The organism is Azospira sp. MPR-LB4 (assembly GCF_058809525.1).
The window spans coordinates 598,487-618,592 of record NZ_CM179521.1 but is presented as its reverse complement, the minus strand read 5'-3'; the positions used below and the strand labels follow the sequence as shown (position 1 = coordinate 618,592).

Genomic DNA, 20,106 nt, shown 5'->3' with positions numbered 1-20,106 from the left:
GGGGTCGCTCCCGGCCTTCTGCCGCTGCCTGGCGCAGCCCGCCAGGCCTACAGCTCCACCAGCCTGCTGGCGTAGCGGCGGGCGTTGTCCACGTAATGGTCGGCGCTCTTTTGCAGCCGGGCCTTTTCCTCCTCGCTCAGCTCCCGCACCACCTTGCCGGGGGAGCCGACGATCAGCACCCCGTCGGGGAAGACCTTGCCTTCCGGGATCAGGGTATTGGCGCCGACGATGCTGTGCTTGCCGATCACCGCCCGGTTGAGGATGACGCTGCCGATGCCGATCAGGGAATTGTCGCCCACGGTGCAGCCGTGCAGCATGACCATGTGGCCCACGGTGACGTTGGCGCCGATGTGCATGGGCACGCCTTCGTCCGTATGCAGCACGGAGCCGTCCTGGATGTTGCTGTTGGCGCCGATGTGGATGGGGTCGTTGTCGCCCCGCAGCACGGCGTTCCACCAGATGGAGACGTTGTCACCCAGGCGGGCGTCGCCGATCACCGTGGCGTTGGGGGCGACCCAGGCGCTCGCGGCGATCTGGGGCGTCTTCTGGTCGATCTTGTAGATGGGCATGGGGGGCTCCTGGGGTTTGTTTTTTTAGCCACAGAGGGCACAGAGATCACAGAGAGGCGGCTATGGCAGCTGGCCTGCCTGCTGATACGGTTTGGCTTTTGCCCGCCTCTGTGTTCTCTGTGCCCTCTGTGGCAAAGGTTTGTCAGGCCCGGGGCAGGGCGGCCAGGAGGGCCACCAGGAACTGCCAGCTCCTGGCCACCGTTTCCACCTCGACCCGCTCGCCGGGAGCGTGGGCGCCGTGGATGGTGGGGCCGAAGGAGAGCATGTCCAGGCCCGGGTACTTGGCGCCGATGATGCCGCATTCGAGGCCGGCGTGGATCACCTCCACCTGGGCGCTGCCGCCGAACTGTGCGGCATAGACCTGCTGGGCCAGGGCCAGCAGGGGCGAATCCGGGTTGGGCTTCCAGCCGGAGTAGCCGTCGGTGAGCTGGCAGTCGGCGCCGATCAGGCCGAAGAGGTCGGCGATGCGCCGGGCATGGGCCTGGGCGGCGGAATCCACCAGGGAGCGCACCATGAAGTTGGCCCGGGCCTGGCCGTTGGCGACGCTGAGCACCCCCAGGTTGTTGGAGGTTTCGACGATGCCGGGCACGCTCTGGCTCATGCGGGCAACGCCGTGGGGCGCCGCGTTGAGGGCGGCCAGCAGCTGGCGCTGGGCGGCGGGGGCCATGGCCGGACCGGCCAGGGAGGGCAGCTCGGAGAGGCGCACGGATAGGCCGTTTTCAACCCCCTTCAGCTCCCGGGCAAGGGCCTGGGCGCCCGTAGCCAGGGTCGCCTCGATCTCGGCCAGGCAGGCCGGGTCCAGGATCACGGTGGCGAAGGCCTCCCGCGGCAGGGCGTTGCGGGCGGTGCCCCCTTCCAGCTGCAGCAGGCGCCAGGCCTCGGCGCCGAGTTGCTGGCCCAGTTCCCCTAGCAGGCGCACCAGCAGCTTGATGGCGTTGCCCCGCTCCTTGTGGATGTCGATGCCCGAGTGGCCGCCGCTGAGGCCGGTGAGGGAGATTTTGGCCACCGTCCAGCCCGCCGGGGCCGGCTCGCTGCTGTAGGGATAGGTCACATTGACGTCCATGCCGCCGGCGCAGCCCAGGTACAGGTGGCCCCATTCCTCGGTGTCGATGTTGATCAGGTAGCGGCCCCGCAGCAGGCCCGGGGCCAGGCCCAGGGCGCCGCCCATGCCCGCTTCCTCGTCCACCGTGAGCAGCACTTCCAGGGGCGGATGGGAGAGGCCGTCGGCTTCCAGGGCGGCCAGGGCCAGGGCCACGCCGATGCCGTTGTCGGCGCCCAGGGTGGTGTTCTCCGCCAGCAGCCAGCCGTCCTTCAGTACGGGGCGGATGGGGTCCTGCTGGAAATCGTGGCCGGTGCCGCTGTTCTGCTGGCAGACCATGTCCAGGTGGCCCTGCAGGATGACGCCGGCCTCCTGTTCCCGGCCCGGGCTGCCGGGCTTGCGGATCACCAGGTTGCCGACGCCGTCCTGCTCGCTGGCCAGGCCCCGGCCCTCAGCCCAGGCCGCCAGGTGGTCGCGCAGGGCGGCTTCGTGCTTGGACTGGCGCGGAATGGCGCAGAGGGCGGCGAAATGGCGCCACACGGCGACGGGCTGCAGGTCGGCGAAAGGGAAGTCGGGCGTGGGCTGGTAGGCGGCGACGCGGGGGGAGAGGGCGGGTGCGGCAGAGACAGAGGAGGCGGCAGTGGGGGCAGAAGAGGGGGCAGAGTCGGTCATGGTCCGGTGCGTCGGGGCATAATCACGGTCCGCCCCGTCCAACATTGAAAAGCCCATGACCTTAGCAGAAATGCCCGTCCCTGCCGACCCTGAATCCCGCTCCCCGTCCGATCTGCAGCGGCTGACCGAGGCCATCCTGGCCTTCCGCGACGAGCGGGACTGGAAGCAGTTCCACAGCCTGCGTCACCTCATCGTCTCCCTCAACCTGGAGGCGGCCGAACTGCTGGAGCTGACCCAGTGGAAGAGCGACGCCGACATGGCCGCCCTGGTGGCGGACCCGGCGGGGCGGGAGGCCCTGGCCGACGAATGCGCCGACGTACTGCTGTACCTGCTGCTGCTGACGGCGGAGGCGGGCATCGACCTGCCGGCGGCGGCCCTGGCCAAGATCGGCAAGAACGCGGCCAAGTATCCGGTGGAGAAGGCCCGGGGCTCCTCGCGCAAATACACGGAGCTGGAGTGAGCCGGGAGCACCGCCGGGGGCAGCCATGAACTTCCTGGCCCACGCCTATCTGGGCGGCGAGGTAGCGGAGCACCGCCTAGGCGGCTTCCTCGGCGACTTCGTCAAGGGGCCTCTGGACAATGCTCCGGGCGGCCTGCCGGCGGAGGTGCTGGCCGGGGTGGAACTGCACCGGCGCCTGGACAGCTTTGCCGAAACCCATCCCGCCTTCTGCCGCAGCCGGGAGCGCATCAGCCCGGCACGGCGCCGGGTGGCGGGGATCATGGTGGATCTGTTCTACGACCACTTCCTGGCCCGGGACTGGGCCGAGTGGTCAGCCCTGGCGGCGGGCGATCTGCCCCGGGGGCTGGCGCAGTTTTCCGCCGGCCTTTACGCCCAGGCAGAAGAGCTGGGGCCGGCCCTGCCGCAGCGGCTGGCGGCCATCCTGCCGCGCATGCGGGGCGACGACTGGCTGGCCTCCTACCGGGAGCCGGAGATCATCGCCCTGGCCCTGGACCGCATGGCCCAGCGCTTTACGCGCCCGAGCGCCCGGACGGCCCTTTGCGGGGCGGGCGCGGAGTTGCTGCAGGATTACGCGGGCTTTGCGGCGGATTGCCGGGCTTTCCTGCCGGACGCCCAGGCTTTTGCCCGGCGCTGGCGGCAGGCGCGCGGGGCGCCTTCCGGCCCGCCGTATTAGACGGAAAACCGGCGCTGCCCCGGGGATTGAACACCGTCGGCCGGGCCCGCTCCGGGCGTAGCGGCGTATCGCCGAGGGTGCCACCGGCGCCGCTCTCCAGGACGAAGTGGGCGCCCTTGCCGGCATCCCCTTCTTCCGCCAGCAGTTCCACCAGCCGGGGCAGCACTTCCTTCAGGGTGGCGGCCAGGGTCCAGGGCGGGTTGAGGATGAACATGCCGCTGCCGGCCATGCCGAAGCCGTCCGCGTCCGGCGAACGCACGTGCAGGGAGACGTGGAGCCAGTCCTTGGCCGGCAGGCGCTTCAGGCGGTCGGGAAACTGGCGGGATTCGGGGCGGTTGAGACAGGGATACCAGACGGCGTAGGTGCCGGTGGCGAAGCGCTGCAGGGCGTCCTGCAGGGATTTGTAGATGGTGGCGTAGTCGGTCTTGACCTCGTAGGAGGGGTCGATCAGCACCAGGGCCCGGCGCGACGGAGGCGGCAGCAGGGCCTTCATGCCGGCCAGGCCGTCGCCGGAGGTGACCTGGACCTGGCGGCCGGCATCCTTGAAGTTGGCGGCCAGCAGGCGGGCGTCGGTGCTGTGCAGCTCGTACAGGCGCAGCCGGTCGATGTCCCGCAGGCCCTGCTGGGCCAGCCAGGGGGAGCCGGGGTAGAGGCGCAGGGGGCCGTTGGCCTCGTTGCCGTTGAACTGGCGGATGCGGGCCACGTAGTCGGCCAGGGCCGGCGGCAGGTCGGCAGGAGGCACTTCCCACAGGCGGCCGATGCCGCCCTGGAATTCGGCTAGCTTCTTGGCGTAGTCCGACTTCAGGTCGTAGGCGCCGGCGCCGGCGTGGGTGTCGATGACGTAGAGGGCCTTGTCCTTCTGGGTCAGGTAGTCGAGCAGCTGGAGCAGAACCAGATGCTTGAGGACGTCGGCGTGGTTGCCGGCGTGGAAGGCGTGGCGGTAGCTGAGCATTAGATTACAGCCTTGAAAAGTTCGAGTTGGGGCGGGCCGACGTAGAGTTCCCGGGGCGTCAGGGCCGCGTTGGCGTGGGCCTTGCGGAAGGCCTCCGACTGGGTCCAGTCCTCGAAAGCCTGTTGCGAAGCCCACATGGTGTGGGAGGCGAAGAGGGTGAATTCGCCCGGGTCGTCGCCCAGGGGTTCCAGTTGCAGCAGGTGGAAGCCGAGAAAGCCCGGGACTTCGGCCAGATAGCTTTCCCGCTTTTGCCAGTGTTCGATGAAGGCGGCTTCGCTGCCCGGCTTGATGCGAAAGCGGTTCATGGCGAGGAACATGGGCGGGCTCCGGGAAATGGCGGTCGAGGGGGCGGATATTAGCGGACTTTCGCCCGCCCCGGCAGTCGCCAGGCGGGGCGCGGCTCCCGGCCCGGCGCAAGAATGGGTCGGGGGCAAAAAAGGGCTTGCCGGGGCAGGCAACTCTTGGGGAAAATAGAAGTCAAACGATCGTTTGAATTAACGCAATGGCCGGCGATGGCCGACCGTGAGCAATGCCGGAGGCTCCGGCTTTGGCCCATCGCGCCGTGGTCACGGGTCCGAGCTGACCGCCGCGGATGCCGCCCGGCGCGCCGTGGCCCGGCCGGCCATTGCCCATCCCCTTTCCCGACGAGAGATTCATGAAAGCCAGCACCTTCCGCCGCCTCATCAACCTGTGGCCGCCCTTCCTGTTCACCGGCATCCGCAGCCCCCGCATCGCCCCCGACTACCGGGAGGCGGAAGTGGAACTGCGCCTGCGCTGGTACAACCGCAATTACGTCGGCACCCATTTCGGCGGCAGCCTTTTCGCCATGACCGATCCCTGGTACATGCTGCTGCTCATGCAGCGCCTGGGCAAGGACTACCTGGTGTGGGACCAGCGGGCCGTGATCGACTTCGTGGCTCCGGGCAAGGGCGTGGTCAAGGCCCTGTTCAAGGTGGATGACGCCACCCTGGAGGAGATCGTGGCCCGCACCGCCGGCGGCGACAAATACCTGCCCGAGTTTCACATCGACGTGGTGGACGAGGCCGGGCAGGTGGTGGCCCGGGTGCACAAGACCGTCTACGTGCGGCGCAAGCGGCGGGCCCGGGGCGAGGGCTGAAAGGCGGCTGAACGGCTGCCGGCCCGGGATGCAGGAAGGACGCCATTCTCCGGGCAGGCATGCCGCTCATGCCCGTCCCTATTGCCTCCCGGGGCAGTGCCCTGCAAGGCAGCAGGACCCGGCATTACCCGGCCGCCGCGGCCCTGAGGCGCCATGAGCGGCGCCACGGCCCCCGCCGTTGTCCCAAGTGCGGGTAAAATGCCCGCCCTATGGCTCTCAAATCCACCGTATTCAAGGCCGACCTCAGCGTCGCCGACATGGACCGGCACCACTACGCCGATTATTCCCTGACCCTGGCCCGGCACCCGTCGGAAACCGACGAGCGCATGATGGTGCGCCTGCTGGCCTTCGCCCTCAACGCCGACGAGCGTCTGGCCTTCTGCAAGGGCCTCTCCGACGACGACGAGCCGGACCTGTGGCGCAAGGACTACACCGAAGCCATCGAGCAGTGGATCGAAGTGGGCCTGCCGGACGAGAAGCGCATCAAGAAGGGCCTCTCCCGTTCTGCCCAGGTGCTGGTCATGGCCTACGGCGGCCGGGCGGCGGAAATCTGGTGGTCCCAGCTGGCCAGCAAGGTGGAGCGCCAGGAAAAGCTCACCGTGCTGTTCATCCCCGAAGCCCAGAGCCGCGCCCTTGCCGAACTGGCCGACCGCACCATGAGCCTCTCCTGCACCATCCAGGACGGCCATGTCCTGGTCGGCTGCGACAAGGGCACGGTGAATATCGAGCCGGTGAAGTGGCTGTACAAGGAATGAACGGAATGTGCAGGAAATGAAAAAAGGCCGGGACCACCGGCCTTTTTTTCGGCCTTTTTTTTCGCCCCTTTTCATGGGGGCCAGGGCTTCCTCTGCCCGGCAGCGTCAGCGCCGGCTTTTCCCTTTCAGGGCCCGGACTTCGAAGGCGGCCTCGTCGATCACCCGCTGCCGGGCATCCACCAGCTGCAGGCGGTGGCGGCCGGGCTGGGGCAGCCAGCGGGGCGCCGGTTGGGCGGCGGCCAGCCGCTTGCCGTCGAGTTGCCAGTGCCAGCCCGGGGCGGCGGGGCCGCTCAGGCGCAGTTCGATGCGTTGCCGGCTGGGCGGAATGTCCGGGTCCAGGGCCAGGATGGTGCCGTCGGCCGGGTAGGCGATGCGGCCCAGGGCCTGGCCGCCGGCCTGGCGGATGACCGCCTGCTCGGTGCCGGCCAGGAACCACTCCTGACGGGCCGGTTCCCGGGCCGGTTCGAAGCGGATGCTCTGGCGCACCACGCCGGCGGGGGCCGGCGGCGGCCGGCTGGATTGGGGTGGCCGGGCCCGGGCCGGATCGCCCCGGTGCAGCCAGTCCATGACTTCCCGCCACACCGGCGCCGCACCACTGATGCCGGAAACGTCGTGCATGGGGCTGCCGCCGGCATTGCCCACCCACACTGCCACGGTGTAGCGACGGGAATAGCCGGCGCACCAGTTGTCCCGCATGTCCTTGCTGGTGCCGGTCTTGACCGCGCTCCAGTAGGGCGTGGCGAGCCAGGATTCCAGGCCGAAGGTGGAAGCCCGGGCATTGCGGTCGGCCAGGATGTCTCCCACCAGGAAGGCCGCCGCCGCGGTGAAGGCCGGGCGGGGCACGTCGCTGAAAACCCCGGCACAGCCTTCGCGGCGGCAGGGAATGGGCTGGGCCTTGCCATTGCTGCCGGCAGCGGCGGCAGGCACGGCCCGCAGAGGGCTCCAGCGGCCGCCGTTGGCCAGGCTGCGGTAGCCGTTGGCCAGCATCAGCAGGGAAATATCCGCCGAGCCCAGGGCCAGGCTGTAGCCGTACCAGTCGCCATCCTGGTTGAGGCTGGCCAGGCCGGCCTGCAACAGCTTGCGGCGGAAGGGCTCGGGCCCCAGGCGCACCAGGGTGCGCACCGCCGGCACGTTGAGGGAGCCGGCCAGGGCGCGCCGCACCGAGACCCAGCCCTGGTAGTGGGGCTCGTAGTTCTGGGGAGCGTAGAGGCCGTTGCCCGTATCCAGGGCCAGGGGCGCATCCTCGATGAGGGAGGCGGGCGTCAGGGCCCGCTGTTCGAAGGCCAGGGCGTAGAGAAAGGGCTTGAGGGTGGAGCCGGCCTGGCGCAGGGCGGTGACCCCATCCACTTCCGCCGCCTCCGAGAGGTCGCCGCTGGAGCCGACCCAAGCCAGGATTTCGCCGCTGGCGTTGTCCAGCACCAGCACCGCGCCGTCTTCCACGTTCTGGTGCCGCAGGGCATGGAGGTGGCGCCGCAGGGCGTGGCTGGCGAACTGCTGCAGGTCAGCATCCAGGCTGGAACGCAGGGCCTGGCCGGGTTGCTCCAGCAGCTTGCGGGCCAGGTGGGGCGCCAGTTGGGGGGCGGGGGCCTGGCGCGTGCGCTGGGCGCCGCTGAGGGCGTAGTCCACATAGGCGGCGAAGGCCTGGGCGTCGCTGCATTCCTGTTCCCGGCCCATTTCCGCCAGCAGGCGGCAGGCCCGGCGGGCCACCACGGCGGGGGCGGCATTGGGGGAGCGCAGCAGGGCAGCAGCCAGGGCGGATTCCCGCTCGTCCAGGCCGTGGGGCCACTTGCCGAACAGCTCCTGGCTCATGGCGCCGACGCCCTGCAGCTCGCCCCTGAAGGGCACCAGGTTGAGATAGGCCTCGATGATCTGGCGCTTGTTCCAGGTGCGCTCCAGGCGTCCCGCCGCCATGGACTGGCCGAGCTTGTCGAGGAAGGAGCGGCGGCCCCGGCGCTGCCCGTCCTCCTCCAGCAGGCCGGCCAGCTGCATGGTCAGGGTGCTGGCGCCCCGGGTGCGGCTGCCCCAGAAATTGCTCCAGGCGGCCTTGCCGGCGGCGCGCCAGTCCACGCCGTCATGCTCCATGAAGCGCCGGTCTTCGGAGACGATGACGGCCCGCACCAGGGCTGGGGAGATTTCCGCCAGGGGCGTCCAGGCCCGGCGCCGGACGTTGCGGTCGAGGCGCAGGCTCTGCAGCACCTGTCCGTCCCGGGCCAGCAGGGTGGCGTCGGAGGCCCGGTATTCCCGGCGCACCTGGGCGTAGTCCGGCAGGGCCTGGGCAGCAGGCGCGGCCAGCCCCAGAAGCAGGGCCAGGGTGGGGAGCAGCGCCCGTCGCCGCAGCGGCGGGCGGGGCTCCCCAAAGCCTGAAGAGCGCGGCACGGCCGGTCTAGTCGCCAACCTTGATCCGGCTGTTGGGCACTTCGCCGAACACGTCGGGGGCGTAGAGGGCCTCCACCCGGGTCGGCGGCAGGGCGAAGTCGCCGCTGTTGTTGAGGCGCAGGGTGTATTCCAGGACGAAGCGGCCCTTGGGCAGCCACTGGTAATAGGCCCGGAAGGCGCTGAAGCTGCGCTCCACGTAGCTGGGCCGCAGGCCGTGCGCGTCCCGGTTCTCATCCAGGGTGCCGATGGCGCTGTCCCGCCCGTCGCCGTCGCCCAGGATGCGGGCACCGGCGGGAATGGGGTCGCTCAGGGCCACCCAAGTCATATCCTGGTCCGCATCCACCGTCAGGGTCACGCGCCACAGATCGCCGCGGCTGACCTTGCCCGGGGTCTTCTCCTGCAGCGGCGCCACCTTGCGGCTGATGCGGTAGCCCATGGCCCGGGCCGGGCCGTCGGCCACGGCCGCCAGCACCTGCACGGTGGCCCAGGGCTTGCCGCTGCCCTGGTGGCTCAGCTGCAGCTTGTCCTCCTTGCCGGCCGGATTGGGCCAGGGCAGGGCCAGGGGGGCAGGCTGGGCAGCGCCGGCCTGGCGCCAGTCCACCTCGGCACTGGCTTTTGCCAGGCTGGCCACGGTTCTGCCGGTCACCGGCTCCCGCTCGAACTTGCGGGCGAAGCGGTCCAGGGTGACCCGGGCCCAGGCATTGGCTGTGGTGGTCAGCCAGCGACCCCGCACCTGGCGCTCCATGGCGCCCTGCACCAGGCGCGGCAGGTCCTCCTGCCAGGCCGGGTTGTCGAGCATGGCCTCGATGAGGCGGAAGGCGTTGGCGTCGGCGTTGAGCATCATCCACCACCAGTAGTCTTCCCGTTCCGTGGTGAAGGTCAGGCGGCCGCCGGTGTAGGAGAGGCGGTTGCGCAGTTCCTGCTGGGCCTCGGCCAGGCGCTTGCTGCGCTGGGGCAGGTCGGCGGTGCGCTGCAGCACCAGATACCAGTCGATGAGGGCCGCCGTGGGCAGGCGCAGGGGATCGACCTCCAGGGCCGCCACCGTGCGCGGCAGTTGCACACCCTGCCGGCCCAGGGCCTGCAGGGCGTTGAGGCGGCGCAGCAGCAGCGGGTCGCCGTAGCTGGCGGGTGCCCATTCCCCGGTGCGCAGTCGGCCTTCGGCGTAGGCGGTGAGGCCCTGGAGCATGCGCCGCTTGCTCTCCTCCGGCACGGTGAAGCCGGCCAGGGTGGTGAGGTCGAGCAGATAGGCCGTCAGGGTGGCGCTGCCCGGGGTGCCGGGGAAGTAGCCGGCCAGGCCGTTGCTGTCCAGCATGCCGGGCAGGCTGTCGGCCACGGCCTGCCAGCGCCCGGCATCGTTGAGGCCGACGGCGACGGAGGTCTTCTGCTCCAGGCAGGAGAAGGGGTACTCCTCGAAGAAGCGGCGCAGGCCCGGCGGCGGCACCGCCAGCTTGGGCGACAGGCTGATCTCCAGCCCGCCCTTGCCGGGCAGGGCGCCGGCCGGCGGACTGACGCCGACCTCGTACTTGCCGTCGACCCGGGTGAAGGTGGCCTGCTGCACCGTCACCGGCACGGCGGGGGCGACCTGCTGGGTAATCTTCAGGGCATCCTGGGCCTTGCCGCCTTCTTCTTTGGCGGTGAATTCCCAGTCCTGGTGGTTGGCACCATCGGGGGCGTCCGCCTCCCAGCTGAGTTCGGCGGCCCCTTCGGCGGCCAGGACGACCTGGCGTTCGGGCAGGCTCTGGCTGCCATGGCGGGCCTGGAGGCGCACCGTCATCTGGCGGGCGGTGCCGTTGCGCAGGGTGACCAGGGCCTTGAAATGGTCGCCCTCCCGCACCAGGGGCGGCAGGCCGGAGATGATCTGCAGGTCCTGCCGGGTGCGCACGCTGCTGCTGCCGCTGCCGAACAGGCCGGCCCCGGCCGTGGCCACACCCACCAGGCGGAATTCGCTGAGGGAATCGTTCATCGCCACCTTGAGGGTGGCGCTGCCGTTGGCATCCAGCTTGACCCGGGGCTGCCAGCTGAGCAGGGTGTCGAACAGTTCCCGGGCCGGGGCGCGGCCGCCGCCGCCGCCGGGGGGCAGGGCTTTCTTGCCGAAATGGCGCTTGCCGATGACCTGGGATTGGGCGGTGGCGGTTTCCACCTGATAGGCCCGCTTTTGCAGGAAGGCCTGCAGCAGGTCCCAGCTGTCGTTGGGGCGCAGTTCCAGCAGGGCCTGGTCCACCGCGGCAAAGGCCACCTCGCTGCCGGCGGGGGCCGGCTTGCCGTCCGGCGTGGTGACGCGGATTTTCACCGTGGCCTCTTCCCGGGGCCGGTAGTCGCTCTTGTCGCTGCTCACCTCAACCTTGAGGCGGAAGCCGTCGTTGCCCACGGCGATTTCCCCCAGGCCCAGGCGGTAGGCCGGCTTGGCCAGGTCCACCATAGCGGTGGGCTGCTCCGGGTGCCACCATTCCTTGAACCAGGCCAGGGGCTCGCGCCAGCCCCACTGGAAGAAGCTGGTCCATTTCAGGGGCTCCACCCGGCCCCGCACGGCGAGCACGGAGACATAGACATTCGGCCCCCATTCGGGTTTGACCGGGATTTCCACGGTGGGCTTGAAGCGGGAAAGGGGCTGCACGAAGGTGTCGATGATGCCGCCCGCCTCCACGGAAACCAGGGCGGTGGCTTCCCGGAAGGGCGTGCGCACCTGGAAGCGGGCCGTCTCCCCGGGCTGGTAGCTGCGCTTTTCGGGAATGACGTCGATGCGGTCCTGGTTGCCGGCGGTGAACCACAGGTCGCCGCCGCCGCTGACCCAGTAGCTGGTGCTGGCCCGGGCCACGTTGCCCTGGCTGTCCCGGGTTTCGGCCAGCAGGTGGATGGCCCCCGGCTCGCCGGCCTTGGGCTCGCACAGCAGCAGGCCCCGGCTGTCCGTGGTACCGGCGCAGACTTCGCCCATGTCCTGGTATTCCTGCTGGTTTTCGTAGGCGTAGAAACCGCCGACGATGCGCCGGCGGTGGCTGTAATCCACCCGCCGCTTGGCCTTGACGCTCACCGCCTGGCCCGCCACGGGCTTGCCCTGGATATCCAGCACCGCCACTTCGATGCGGTTCTTGCCATTGCCGGAGGCCCAGTCCGCCACCTTGATGCCCACCGCCACATTGGCCGGCCACAGTTCCACCTGGCCCCGCAGGGTCTGGATTTCCCCGTTGGGGTCGGCGAAGGTCATTTCCGCATAGACCTCGCTGGGTCCCTTGGGCTTGCCGGGCAGCACCACCTCCAGCTTGCCGGCGCCGGCCTGGTCCAGGGTCACGGCCTGGCGATCGAGAATGAGGGTTTCCTGTTCCCGGTTGGACTCCACCTTGAAGGCGGCCAGGGCAGCGGCATCGAAATCGATGTGGAAGTTGTAGGCCTCGAAGTTCTTGTACACCGGCCAGCGTGGGCGCAGGGTGGCCGAGACCTGGACTTCCGCCCGCTTGGCCGCGCCGCCGTTGAGGAAGGACAGGCCCAGGGCCAGGGGCACCTTGCCCGGCGCCACCTGGCGGGCCGGCACGCCCTGCACGCTGCCGGTGAACACCGGCAGGCGGAAGTCGGCGACCCGGAATTCCCCGGTGTACTGCTCGCCCCGCTTGCCGCCGGAGAGCACGATTTCGTAGTTGCCCAGCTTGGCCGAGTCCGGCACCTTCCAGCTGCTGGTGGCGGCGCCCTGGGCATCCCAGCTCAGGGGCTGGGGATATTCGGTACCGCTCTCGCCGTGGCGGATGACCAGGCGGGTGGGTAGCTCCTCCGCTGCCGGAATGGCAAAGCCCCGGCTGTTGCGGCTGCGGGCCAGGTGCTTCATGGAGAGGGTCTGGCCGGGACGGAAGAGGGTGCGGTCGAGCACGGAGTGGATCTTGAAGTCGCCGCTCTCGCCCCAGGTTGCCACGCCGAAGCGCCAGGGTTCGATGCCTTCGTTCCAGTCGGAGCGGACGAAGCTGTAGTCCCCGTTGAGGCGGGCGCTGGCAAAGAGGAACTGGGTATCCCGGCAGTAGGGCGCTTGCAGGGCCTGATCCACCCGGGCCCGGCCCTGGGCATCGGTGCTGCCTTGCCAGAGGGACTGGCCGTTGCAGCCGGAGATGCGCACCTCGGCGCCGGCCACCGGCTTGCCGCTGTCCAGGGCGGTGACCCAGACCAGGCCGTTGTCCCGTCCCGTTTTCAGATGCACCGCCAGGTTGGTGACCAGGGCCGCGGCCCGCACGTACATGGGCTTGGGCGTTGCCAGCAGGGCCTGGCCCAGCAGCTGGCTTTCGATTTCGACGATGTGGTAGCCGGGCTTCTGCAGGGGTACGCCGATCACCTCGAACTCGCTGCTGCCGCCGGGCTTGGGCAACTCCTGGCGGGCGACGCCGGCTCGCCCCTGGAGGAAGGAAAGCTCCCGGGCGTAGTAGGGGTCGATCAGTTCCCGCCATTCCCCATCCACCTTCAGGCGGACCTTGCGGCTCTGCTGCTCGAACTTCTCCAGGGCCAGCATGGCGGCAATCACGTCCGCATCTTCCGTCAGGCGCTGCTGGCTGAAGCGGTGCTGGCCCGGCAGGGTCAGCCCGGCGGTCTTCAGGCTGGCCTCCACGTTGCGCAGGGTGACCGGGAGCAGCCCGCCTTCCTGCAGCTCGATGATGCCGAAGGCGCCGGGAAACTTGGCCAGGGGCGGCAGCCCGCCGGTACGCAGTTTGAGGGGGAAGCTGGCGGCGTTGGCCAGGGGGCGGCCCGCGTCATCTTTCAGCCCGGCGGGGATTTCCAGGGTCAGCTCGGCATTCTGGGGCAGGGGGCCGGGGAAGCTGAGGGATTGCAGGGTGTCGCTCTTGCTGCTGCTGTTCTGGTTGGGGTCCTGGGGCTTGCGCTTGCCCTCCGGGGTGACCAGGGCGAACTGGCCGATCTGCTTGGCATCGAAAGGGGCATTGAACTGGAGGCTGAGGCCCGAGAGGGCGGAGCAGGGCGCACCGGCCTTTTCCCGCTCGCAAGAGAAGGTGGCCTTGAAGGGCTCCCGCACCTTGTAGACGAAGCTCTCCTCCTTTTCCGTCGGCGTGCCGTTGGCAGCACGGATGCCGGCGCCCCAGACCAGGCGGGCCCGGCTGCCGGCGGGCAGACGTTCGCTGCAGGTCACCACCAGGGGCGCGGCGCCCCCATTGCCTACCCGTTGCAGCACCTCCTGACGCACCTTGGCCGCCACCGGCCGGGCCGGCAGACGCTGGCCGACGCCGTCGGCTTCGCACCAAAGATTGTTTTCCAGGGAACGGGCATCCAGCTCGCCGCCGCCGTTGATGACGAAAGCCTGTTCCTCGTCGATGGCGCTGCCGGGGGACGGGACAATGCGCCAGGGCCGGGGAGGGGCGCCGAACAGCTCGAAACGGGTTTTGCCGCCGATGCTCTCCCCGCTCAGGGCAAGCTGTTGGGATTTGACCGTGAAAACGCAGCGTTCGCCGGGCTGCAGGGCGCGTGCCAGTTGCCAGGCCCAGGTGCGGGCATCCACCCAGCGGCCTTCGCCGGAGATGCGGGCGCAATCCACCTCGAAGGGCGCGGCCGCCGTGGCCTCTCCCAGCTTCACCATGTCGGCGCTGAAGCGGGCCGTGATGCGGGTCTGGTCTGCGACCTTGCCCTGGGGCTGGAACTGCTGCACGGTGGCGGCGGAGACCAGACCGGTCAGGGACAGGCTACAGACAAGCAGGGCCAGTTTTTTCATGGGCGAGCCTTTGGGGCAGGTGGCTGGGGAATGTCGCATTTTATGACGATCGCTTCGATCGTGAGTCGCGAATTGGCATGCCAAGCGCGGCAGAGGGAAAGTATCGGTCTCTGTCGTGGGCGTAGCCGGGCCGAGAGCTGTGGCGACCCGCCGGGTGTCGCCGCCCCCAGGTCGGTTGTGGCAAAGCGGAGGAAAGGGCGGTGTGAGGGCGGTCCATTCCATGCCGGATCATGCCGGCGCCACCGGCGCTGCGGTCGCCGTCCGTTCGCAGAGCGCCTGTTCCCCGCTGCTACTTGCTGAACAGCCCCTTGATGGCCTTGCCGACGCCTTCGGCCGCTTCCACTGTTTTCTGGCCCACGGTACCGACGCCCTTGGCCAGGCCTTCGAAGCTGATGCCGAAGGTGTCGGCGATGGAGGCGCCGACCTTGGTGGCGAAGCTTTCGTTGAGATGGAACTGGGGGTCCTTCAGGTTGCCCTCGAGGACGAACTTGATGTCGATGCGGCCGTTCTTGTCCTTCAACAGGCCGAGCACCGCCTGACGCGGCATGCCCATGAAGGTGCTGCCGTTGCTATCCAGCTCCAGCTGGTTCAGCACCAGATTGCCTGGGGCCCTGAGGCGCTGCTCCTTGACCACGGAGTGCAGGTCCAGGTCCAGGCTGCCCTTCTTGACGCCGGTTTCGGCGGCCTTCACCAGATAGGGCTGGAGGGCCACCAGGTCCACCTGGCGGAAGGTGCTGGTGATGTCCGAATCCCGGGTGGCCAGGTCCATCCAGCCCTTGATGCTGATGCGGCCGTCCTGGCGCACGCCCTTCAGCACGCCGTCCAGGGCCAGCCGGGTGCGGCCGGCAAGGTCGGGCAGCTGGATGTCCTGCACCGTGGCGTCGAGCTGTTCCAGGCGGATTTTCAGGGCAGGCTTGCGCACCGTGGCGTCGAAAAATTCCAGCACGGCGCCGGTCAGTTCGATGCGGCCCAGGTGCACCCGGGGCGGCGGCGTCTTCTCGGCCTGCTCCGCCGGCGCCGGATGTTCCAGCAGGTTCGGCACCACCCGCATCTTGCCGTCGGCGCTGCGCAGGGCCGAGACATAGGCGCCTTCGATGCGGATGGAGGACACCCGGATGGGCTGGCCCAGCAGGCTGCGCAGGTCGGGACTGACGACGATGCGCTCGGCCCGCAGGGTGTCGGCCGCCGGCCAGCCTGCGGGGGCCTTGAGGCGCAGCTTGAGGATTTCCACCTCGCTCCAGCCGAGGCGGATTTCCCCCACTTCGCTGTCGGGCCCCAGGGCCTGCTGCACCTGGTCCTTGAGCAGCCGGGTGCCGACCTGGAGGCCGGCGACGGCGAGCACGATCAGGGTGACGGCGAGGATGAGGAGGGCGGAGAGCCAGCGCTTGAGTCGGGTCATGGCAGCAGTCGGTACGGGAAGGGCGAGGTCGATGGTCGATGGCGAGGATAGCACCGCCACCCTGGCGGCATAAAGCCGGGATGGGGCGGCCTGGTGCGGGGCCGCGGCTTCAGCGCCTGAGGGCGGCGATGAACTCGTCGCTGTCGAAGCCGTCCTTCATGTGGTGGCCGCGCACGATCAGGTAGGGCACGCCGTTGCCGCCATAGCTCTGCATTTCCTGCTCGCAGCGGCGGTCGATGCTCATGTTGCAGTCGGTGTAGGCAAATCCGTACTGGCTCAGCCAGGAGCGGGCCTGGGCACTGTAGGGGCATTCGCTGGTGGTGTACATCACCACTTCGCCGGGGCCGACGCCGCGGGCCAGGGCCTGCAGTTCGTCGAGACTGGGTGAGGTGCTGGCCGCAACCGTGGCGGCCCCTGCGACATCGGTGCCGGCATAGTGACGCCAGCCCAGGTGGACGGCGCCGGCCAGGATCAGGATGAGGAACAGCTTGGGCATGGGGAAGGCTTGGGGTGACGAGGCTGTCAGTCTAACGTCATGGAGGCGGTGGGTGTGCGCAAGCCCCTTAGCCGAACAGTTCCAGGGGCCCCTCGTCCATCAGGGCGATCTGTTCTTTCAGTTCCAGGATGCGTTCTTCCCAGTAGCGCTGGCTGCCGAACCAGGGGAAGGCGGCGGGAAAGGCCGGGTCGTTCCAGCGGCGGGCCAGCCAGGCGCTGTAATGGACCAGGCGCAGGGTGCGCAGGGCCTCCACCAGATGCAGTTCCCGGGGATCGAAGTCCATGAAGTCCCGGTAGCCGGCCAGCACGTCGTCCAGCTGCCGCTGCTGTTCCCGGCGGTCGCCGGAAAGGAGCATCCACAGGTCCTGGATGGCCGGGCCCGTGCGGCTGTCGTCGAAGTCCACGAAGTGGGGGCCGGCATCGGTCCACAGCACGTTGCCCATGTGGCAGTCGCCGTGCAGGCGCAGGCTGGCGACGTCGCCGGCCCGCTCGAAGCAGCGGCGGGCGCCGTCCAGGGCCACGTTCACCGTGCCTTCCCAGGCGTTTTTCAGTTCCGGCGGAACGAAGCCGCCGGCCAGGAGGAAGTCCCGGGGCTCCTCGCCGAAGCTGTGCAGGGTCAGGGCCGGCCGTTCCCGGTAGGGGGCGAGGGCGCCGACGGCGTGGATGCGGGCGATGAAGCGGCCCAGCCATTCCAGGGTGTCCGGGTCCGACAGCTCCGGTGCCCGGCCACCGCGGCGGGGGAACAGGGCGAGCCGGTGTTCGCCGCTGTGGTGCAGGGTGCGGCCGCCGATTTCCAGGGGGGCGACCACGGGAATTTCCCGCTCCGCCAGTTCCCGGGTGAAGGCGTGTTCTTCCAGGATGGCGCCATCACTCCAGCGGCCCGGGCGGTAGAACTTGGCGACGACAATGTTGTGGCCGGCCAGGGGCTCGTCCAGCCACAGCTGGTACACCCGGTTTTCGTAGCTGTTGAGGGCCAGCTGGCGGCCGTCCGGCAGCAGGCCCAGGCTTTCCAGGGCGTCGAGCACCGCGTCCGGGGTCAGGCTGGCGTAGGGCGGCGGGGCTTGGGTTTCGGGCATGGTGGGGTCCGGCTTTGCGCGTAGAATGGGCCGATTGTAACCGGCCGCCCCGAGAGCCGCGCCCCATAAGGAGTCCGCCATGTCTCCCCTGAGTCCCGATGCGCTGAAAATCTACTGGTCCGCCGACGAGGTGGCCACCAATCTGCTGGTCTTCGTCAATCTGCTGGGGGCTTTGCTGCTGGGTTTCATCGTCGGCTACGAGCGCTCCTACCACGGCCGGGCGGCCGGCATGCGCACCTACGGCCTGGTCTGCATGGCCTCGGCGGCCCTGGTGGTGATCATCGGCTATCCCGGCTACTGGTATGGTGGCCAGGGATTGCAGCCCGCGGCCACCGATCCCACCCGGGTGATCCAGGGCATCGTCACCGGCATCGGCTTTCTCGGTGCCGGGGTCATCATGCGCGAGGGCTTCACCATCAGCGGCCTGACCACGGCGGCCTCCATCTGGGCCTCGTCGGCCATCGGCATCCTGGTGGGAGTTGGGTTCTACGCGGCGGCCATCCTGCTGGCCCTGTTGTCGGCCACCTGCATGATGCTGGTGTCCCGGCTGGAGGGCTGGCTGCCGTCGCGGCAGGCGGTGGCCATCACCATGCGTTTCCGGGCCGGCTTCACGCCGCGCCAGGATGTGCTGGCCCGGGCCGCCCTGAAGCGGGGTTACGAACTGGCGCCGGGCAGTTTTGCCATCGGCTACGATGCCGGCCAGGCCGAATGGCGCTTCGTCGCCGTATCCCTGGGCAAGGCCAACGGCACGCCCATCACCCAGCTGGCGGAGGAACTGGCCAGCTTCGAGGGCGTGGACAGCTTCAAGCTCTCCCACGCCCGCAACTGAGTCCCTACTTGCCGGTGTCGCTCCCGGCCTTTTCCGCCTTGCCCTGTTCCACCAGCTTGCCCAGCTTCTGGGTGAAATAGCCGGCGTAGGCCAGGGCCGCCAGGGTGAGGCCGGCCAGCAGCAGCTGGGTGCCGCTCATCTGGCCCGGGGTCAGGTTGTTCATGGTGGAGTAGCCCAGCACCAGGGCGGCGACGAAGCCGCCGATGACCTGCATCAGGGCGAAGACTTTTTGCGCTTTGAGGGGGGGAGTGGCCATGGCGGAACGGATATTTGGCTGAAAGTGGGCGATTGTAACGGATGGGGCGCCCAACTCCTGCGATAATGGCGGCCTTTCGCGGGATTTTCCCGGCGTCCGACGCCCCTTCCCGTCGCATCCTATTTGAGATTTCAGGCAAGACATGACAATACAGTGGTTCCCCGGCCATATGACCTCGGCCCGCAAGAAGGCCGCCGAAACCATGGAGTTCGCCGACGTGGTGATCGAAGTGCTCGACGCCCGTCTGCCCGAAGCCAGCCGCAACCCCATGATCGAGGAACTGCGCAAGCACCGCCAGCGGCCCTGCCTCAAGCTGTTGAACAAGTCCGACCTGGCCGACCCGGCCGTGACCCAGGCCTGGCTCGACTACTACAAGCAGCAGCCCGACGTGAAGGCCGTGGCCATCTCCTGCAAGAAGCCCGGCGAGGTGGCCCGCATCCCGGCCCTGGCCCAGACCCTGGCGCCCCACCGCAACAGCAACGTCAAGCCCCTGCGGCTGATGATCATGGGCATCCCCAACGTGGGCAAGTCCACCCTGCTCAACGCCCTGGTCAAGCGCAAGGTGGCGGCGGTCGGCGACCAGCCGGCGGTGACCAAGCAGCAGCAGCGCATGGATCTGGGCCCGCGCCTGTCCATCGTCGATACCCCGGGCCTGATGTGGCCCAAGATCGAGCTGGCCAGCGACGGTCTGATGCTGGCCGCCAGTCATGCCGTCGGCCCCAATGCCTACATTGACGAGGAGGTGGGGGTGTATCTGGCGGAACTGCTGTTGCAGCGCTATCCCCAATGCCTGGAGGCCCGCTACGGCCTCAAGGCGGCCGAGACCGATGCGGTGGGCGTGGTGGAAACCGTGGCCCGCAAGCGGGGCTGCATCATCAAGGGCCGGGCCGGCGAGCTGGACCTGGAGAAGGCCTCCCTGATCCTGCTCAACGACTACCGCAACGGCACCCTGGGTCGCATCAGCCTGGAGACGCCGGAGAGCCGGGCCGCCCTGCTGCAGGCCGCCGCCGCGGGCCAACTGGTGCCGCCGGAAGAGGCGCCGGGCGCGGACGAATAACAGCCGCCATCAGAAAAAAAGGCCTGTCAGCGACAGGCCTTTTTTTTGCGCCCGCTTGGCCGGGCTAGTGCTGATGCTGCTGCATCATTTCCTTGAAGCGGGGATCCTTCATCATCTCCGCCGGGTTGAAGGTGCCCATGTTGGGCATGATGATGTCGCCCGGTTTCTGGCCCTTGGCGCAGGGGCCCAGCCAACGGGTCTCCTGGGTCATCCTGGTTTCCTTCATGCCCTGCAGCGGCGGGCTGTAACGCATGGTCATGTCGCTCTTGTAGCCGCTGGAGAAATCCCCGGTGAGGACGCCATCGGTGGTCACCGTGGTCTTGTCCATGCGGCAGACGGTATGGATGGTGACCTTGTTGCCGCTCTGCTTGACGTCCATGGCGCTACAGTCCGGCTTCTGGCCGGGCTGCTCCTGCATCAGGTTGTCCGTGTTGGCGTCCACGCACATCTTCATGGGGCCGGGGCTGGGGGCGCCGACGATCTGGGTGTGGATTTCCCACAGACCCGACTTGCGCTTGGGCAGCTCGGCGGACCAGGTGGAAAGGGACAGGCTGCCGGCGAGGACGGAGCAGACGGTCAGGGCCAGGGGGTGACGGAAGGGAGAGGGCATGGCGGCTCCTTTGCCTGAAAGGGGACTCTGCAACGCCGGAACGGTTTTCCGGTGGCGTCGAGTGTAGCAAAACTGCCCGTTG

At 69.0% G+C, this 20,106-nt stretch carries 16 protein-coding genes and 1 pseudogene; 6 read left to right on the top strand and 11 right to left on the bottom strand.

The window, feature by feature from the left end; genetic code table 11:
• Positions 1-47: 47 nt before the first annotated feature.
• Together AC3QLZ_RS02905 and AC3QLZ_RS02900 are read right to left on the bottom strand one after the other, a co-directional pair.
• Complete coding sequence (locus AC3QLZ_RS02905) at positions 48-569, bottom strand: gamma carbonic anhydrase family protein (RefSeq protein WP_014237805.1); 522 nt, start codon at positions 567-569, stop codon at positions 48-50.
• A 142-nt stretch (positions 570-711) separates the two neighbouring features.
• A complete protein-coding gene (locus AC3QLZ_RS02900) occupies positions 712-2,280 on the bottom strand; it encodes an aminoacyl-histidine dipeptidase (protein WP_014237804.1) in 1,569 nt (522 codons plus the stop codon).
• 55 nt (positions 2,281-2,335) lie between these two features.
• Between AC3QLZ_RS02900 and AC3QLZ_RS02895 the strand changes: the two genes are divergently transcribed.
• Both AC3QLZ_RS02895 and AC3QLZ_RS02890 read left to right on the top strand, forming a co-directional pair.
• Positions 2,336-2,740, top strand: coding sequence for a nucleotide pyrophosphohydrolase (locus AC3QLZ_RS02895; protein ID WP_014237803.1), 405 nt, complete (start codon positions 2,336-2,338; stop codon positions 2,738-2,740).
• Positions 2,741-2,765: 25 nt separating this feature from the next.
• The gene (locus AC3QLZ_RS02890) at positions 2,766-3,413 is read left to right on the top strand and encodes an acyl carrier protein phosphodiesterase (RefSeq protein ID WP_014237802.1); all 648 of its coding nucleotides are present in this window, start codon (positions 2,766-2,768) and stop codon (positions 3,411-3,413) included.
• Between the two features lie 187 nt (positions 3,414-3,600).
• On the opposite strand, the pseudogene AC3QLZ_RS02885 reads toward AC3QLZ_RS02890, so the two are convergent.
• Both AC3QLZ_RS02885 and AC3QLZ_RS02880 read right to left on the bottom strand, forming a co-directional pair.
• Positions 3,601-4,365 (bottom strand): annotated as a pseudogene (locus tag AC3QLZ_RS02885) (23S rRNA (adenine(2030)-N(6))-methyltransferase RlmJ); the annotation flags it as partial.
• Complete coding sequence (locus AC3QLZ_RS02880) at positions 4,365-4,682, bottom strand: antibiotic biosynthesis monooxygenase family protein (protein ID WP_014237801.1); 318 nt, start codon at positions 4,680-4,682, stop codon at positions 4,365-4,367. The pseudogene AC3QLZ_RS02885 and the gene AC3QLZ_RS02880, both read right to left, overlap by 1 nt.
• 338 nt (positions 4,683-5,020) lie before the next feature.
• Here AC3QLZ_RS02880 and AC3QLZ_RS02875 point away from each other — a divergent pair, with 338 nt between their 5' ends.
• A complete protein-coding gene (locus AC3QLZ_RS02875; protein ID WP_014237800.1) occupies positions 5,021-5,482 on the top strand; it encodes a DUF4442 domain-containing protein in 462 nt (153 codons plus the stop codon).
• Between the two features lie 209 nt (positions 5,483-5,691).
• Positions 5,692-6,237, top strand: coding sequence for a YaeQ family protein (locus AC3QLZ_RS02870; RefSeq protein WP_492783309.1), 546 nt, complete (start codon positions 5,692-5,694; stop codon positions 6,235-6,237).
• Between the two features lie 105 nt (positions 6,238-6,342).
• On the opposite strand, the gene pbpC is transcribed toward AC3QLZ_RS02870, so the two are convergent.
• The 5 genes from pbpC to AC3QLZ_RS02845 form a co-directional block, all read right to left on the bottom strand.
• Positions 6,343-8,613 carry a penicillin-binding protein 1C gene (pbpC, locus tag AC3QLZ_RS02865; protein ID WP_492783308.1) on the bottom strand — a complete coding sequence of 757 codons (2,271 nt, stop codon included), beginning with the start codon at positions 8,611-8,613 and terminating at the stop codon, positions 6,343-6,345.
• A gap of 7 nt (positions 8,614-8,620) precedes the next feature.
• Positions 8,621-14,302 carry an alpha-2-macroglobulin family protein gene (locus AC3QLZ_RS02860; protein WP_014237797.1) on the bottom strand — a complete coding sequence of 1,894 codons (5,682 nt, stop codon included), beginning with the start codon at positions 14,300-14,302 and terminating at the stop codon, positions 8,621-8,623.
• A gap of 289 nt (positions 14,303-14,591) precedes the next feature.
• Positions 14,592-15,701, bottom strand: a complete 1,110-nt coding sequence (locus AC3QLZ_RS02855; protein ID WP_014237796.1) for a DUF748 domain-containing protein — start codon at positions 15,699-15,701, stop codon at positions 14,592-14,594.
• A 109-nt stretch (positions 15,702-15,810) separates the two neighbouring features.
• Positions 15,811-16,197, bottom strand: coding sequence for a glutaredoxin family protein (locus AC3QLZ_RS02850; protein ID WP_014237795.1), 387 nt, complete (start codon positions 16,195-16,197; stop codon positions 15,811-15,813).
• A 67-nt stretch (positions 16,198-16,264) separates the two neighbouring features.
• Complete coding sequence (locus AC3QLZ_RS02845; RefSeq protein WP_014237794.1) at positions 16,265-17,272, bottom strand: serine/threonine protein kinase; 1,008 nt, start codon at positions 17,270-17,272, stop codon at positions 16,265-16,267.
• Positions 17,273-17,351: 79 nt separating this feature from the next.
• Between AC3QLZ_RS02845 and AC3QLZ_RS02840 the strand changes: the two genes are divergently transcribed.
• A complete protein-coding gene (locus AC3QLZ_RS02840) occupies positions 17,352-18,101 on the top strand; it encodes an MgtC/SapB family protein (RefSeq protein WP_014237793.1) in 750 nt (249 codons plus the stop codon).
• Between the two features lie 4 nt (positions 18,102-18,105).
• On the opposite strand, the gene AC3QLZ_RS02835 is transcribed toward AC3QLZ_RS02840, so the two are convergent.
• Positions 18,106-18,357: a hypothetical protein gene (locus AC3QLZ_RS02835; RefSeq protein WP_014237792.1), complete on the bottom strand. Its 252-nt coding sequence runs from the start codon at positions 18,355-18,357 to the stop codon at positions 18,106-18,108.
• A 142-nt stretch (positions 18,358-18,499) separates the two neighbouring features.
• Here AC3QLZ_RS02835 and ylqF point away from each other — a divergent pair, with 142 nt between their 5' ends.
• A complete protein-coding gene (gene ylqF / locus AC3QLZ_RS02830; RefSeq protein WP_014237791.1) occupies positions 18,500-19,414 on the top strand; it encodes a ribosome biogenesis GTPase YlqF in 915 nt (304 codons plus the stop codon).
• 64 nt (positions 19,415-19,478) lie between these two features.
• On the opposite strand, the gene AC3QLZ_RS02825 is transcribed toward ylqF, so the two are convergent.
• Positions 19,479-20,024, bottom strand: a complete 546-nt coding sequence (locus AC3QLZ_RS02825; protein ID WP_014237790.1) for a DUF3617 domain-containing protein — start codon at positions 20,022-20,024, stop codon at positions 19,479-19,481.
• Positions 20,025-20,106 lie beyond the last annotated feature (82 nt).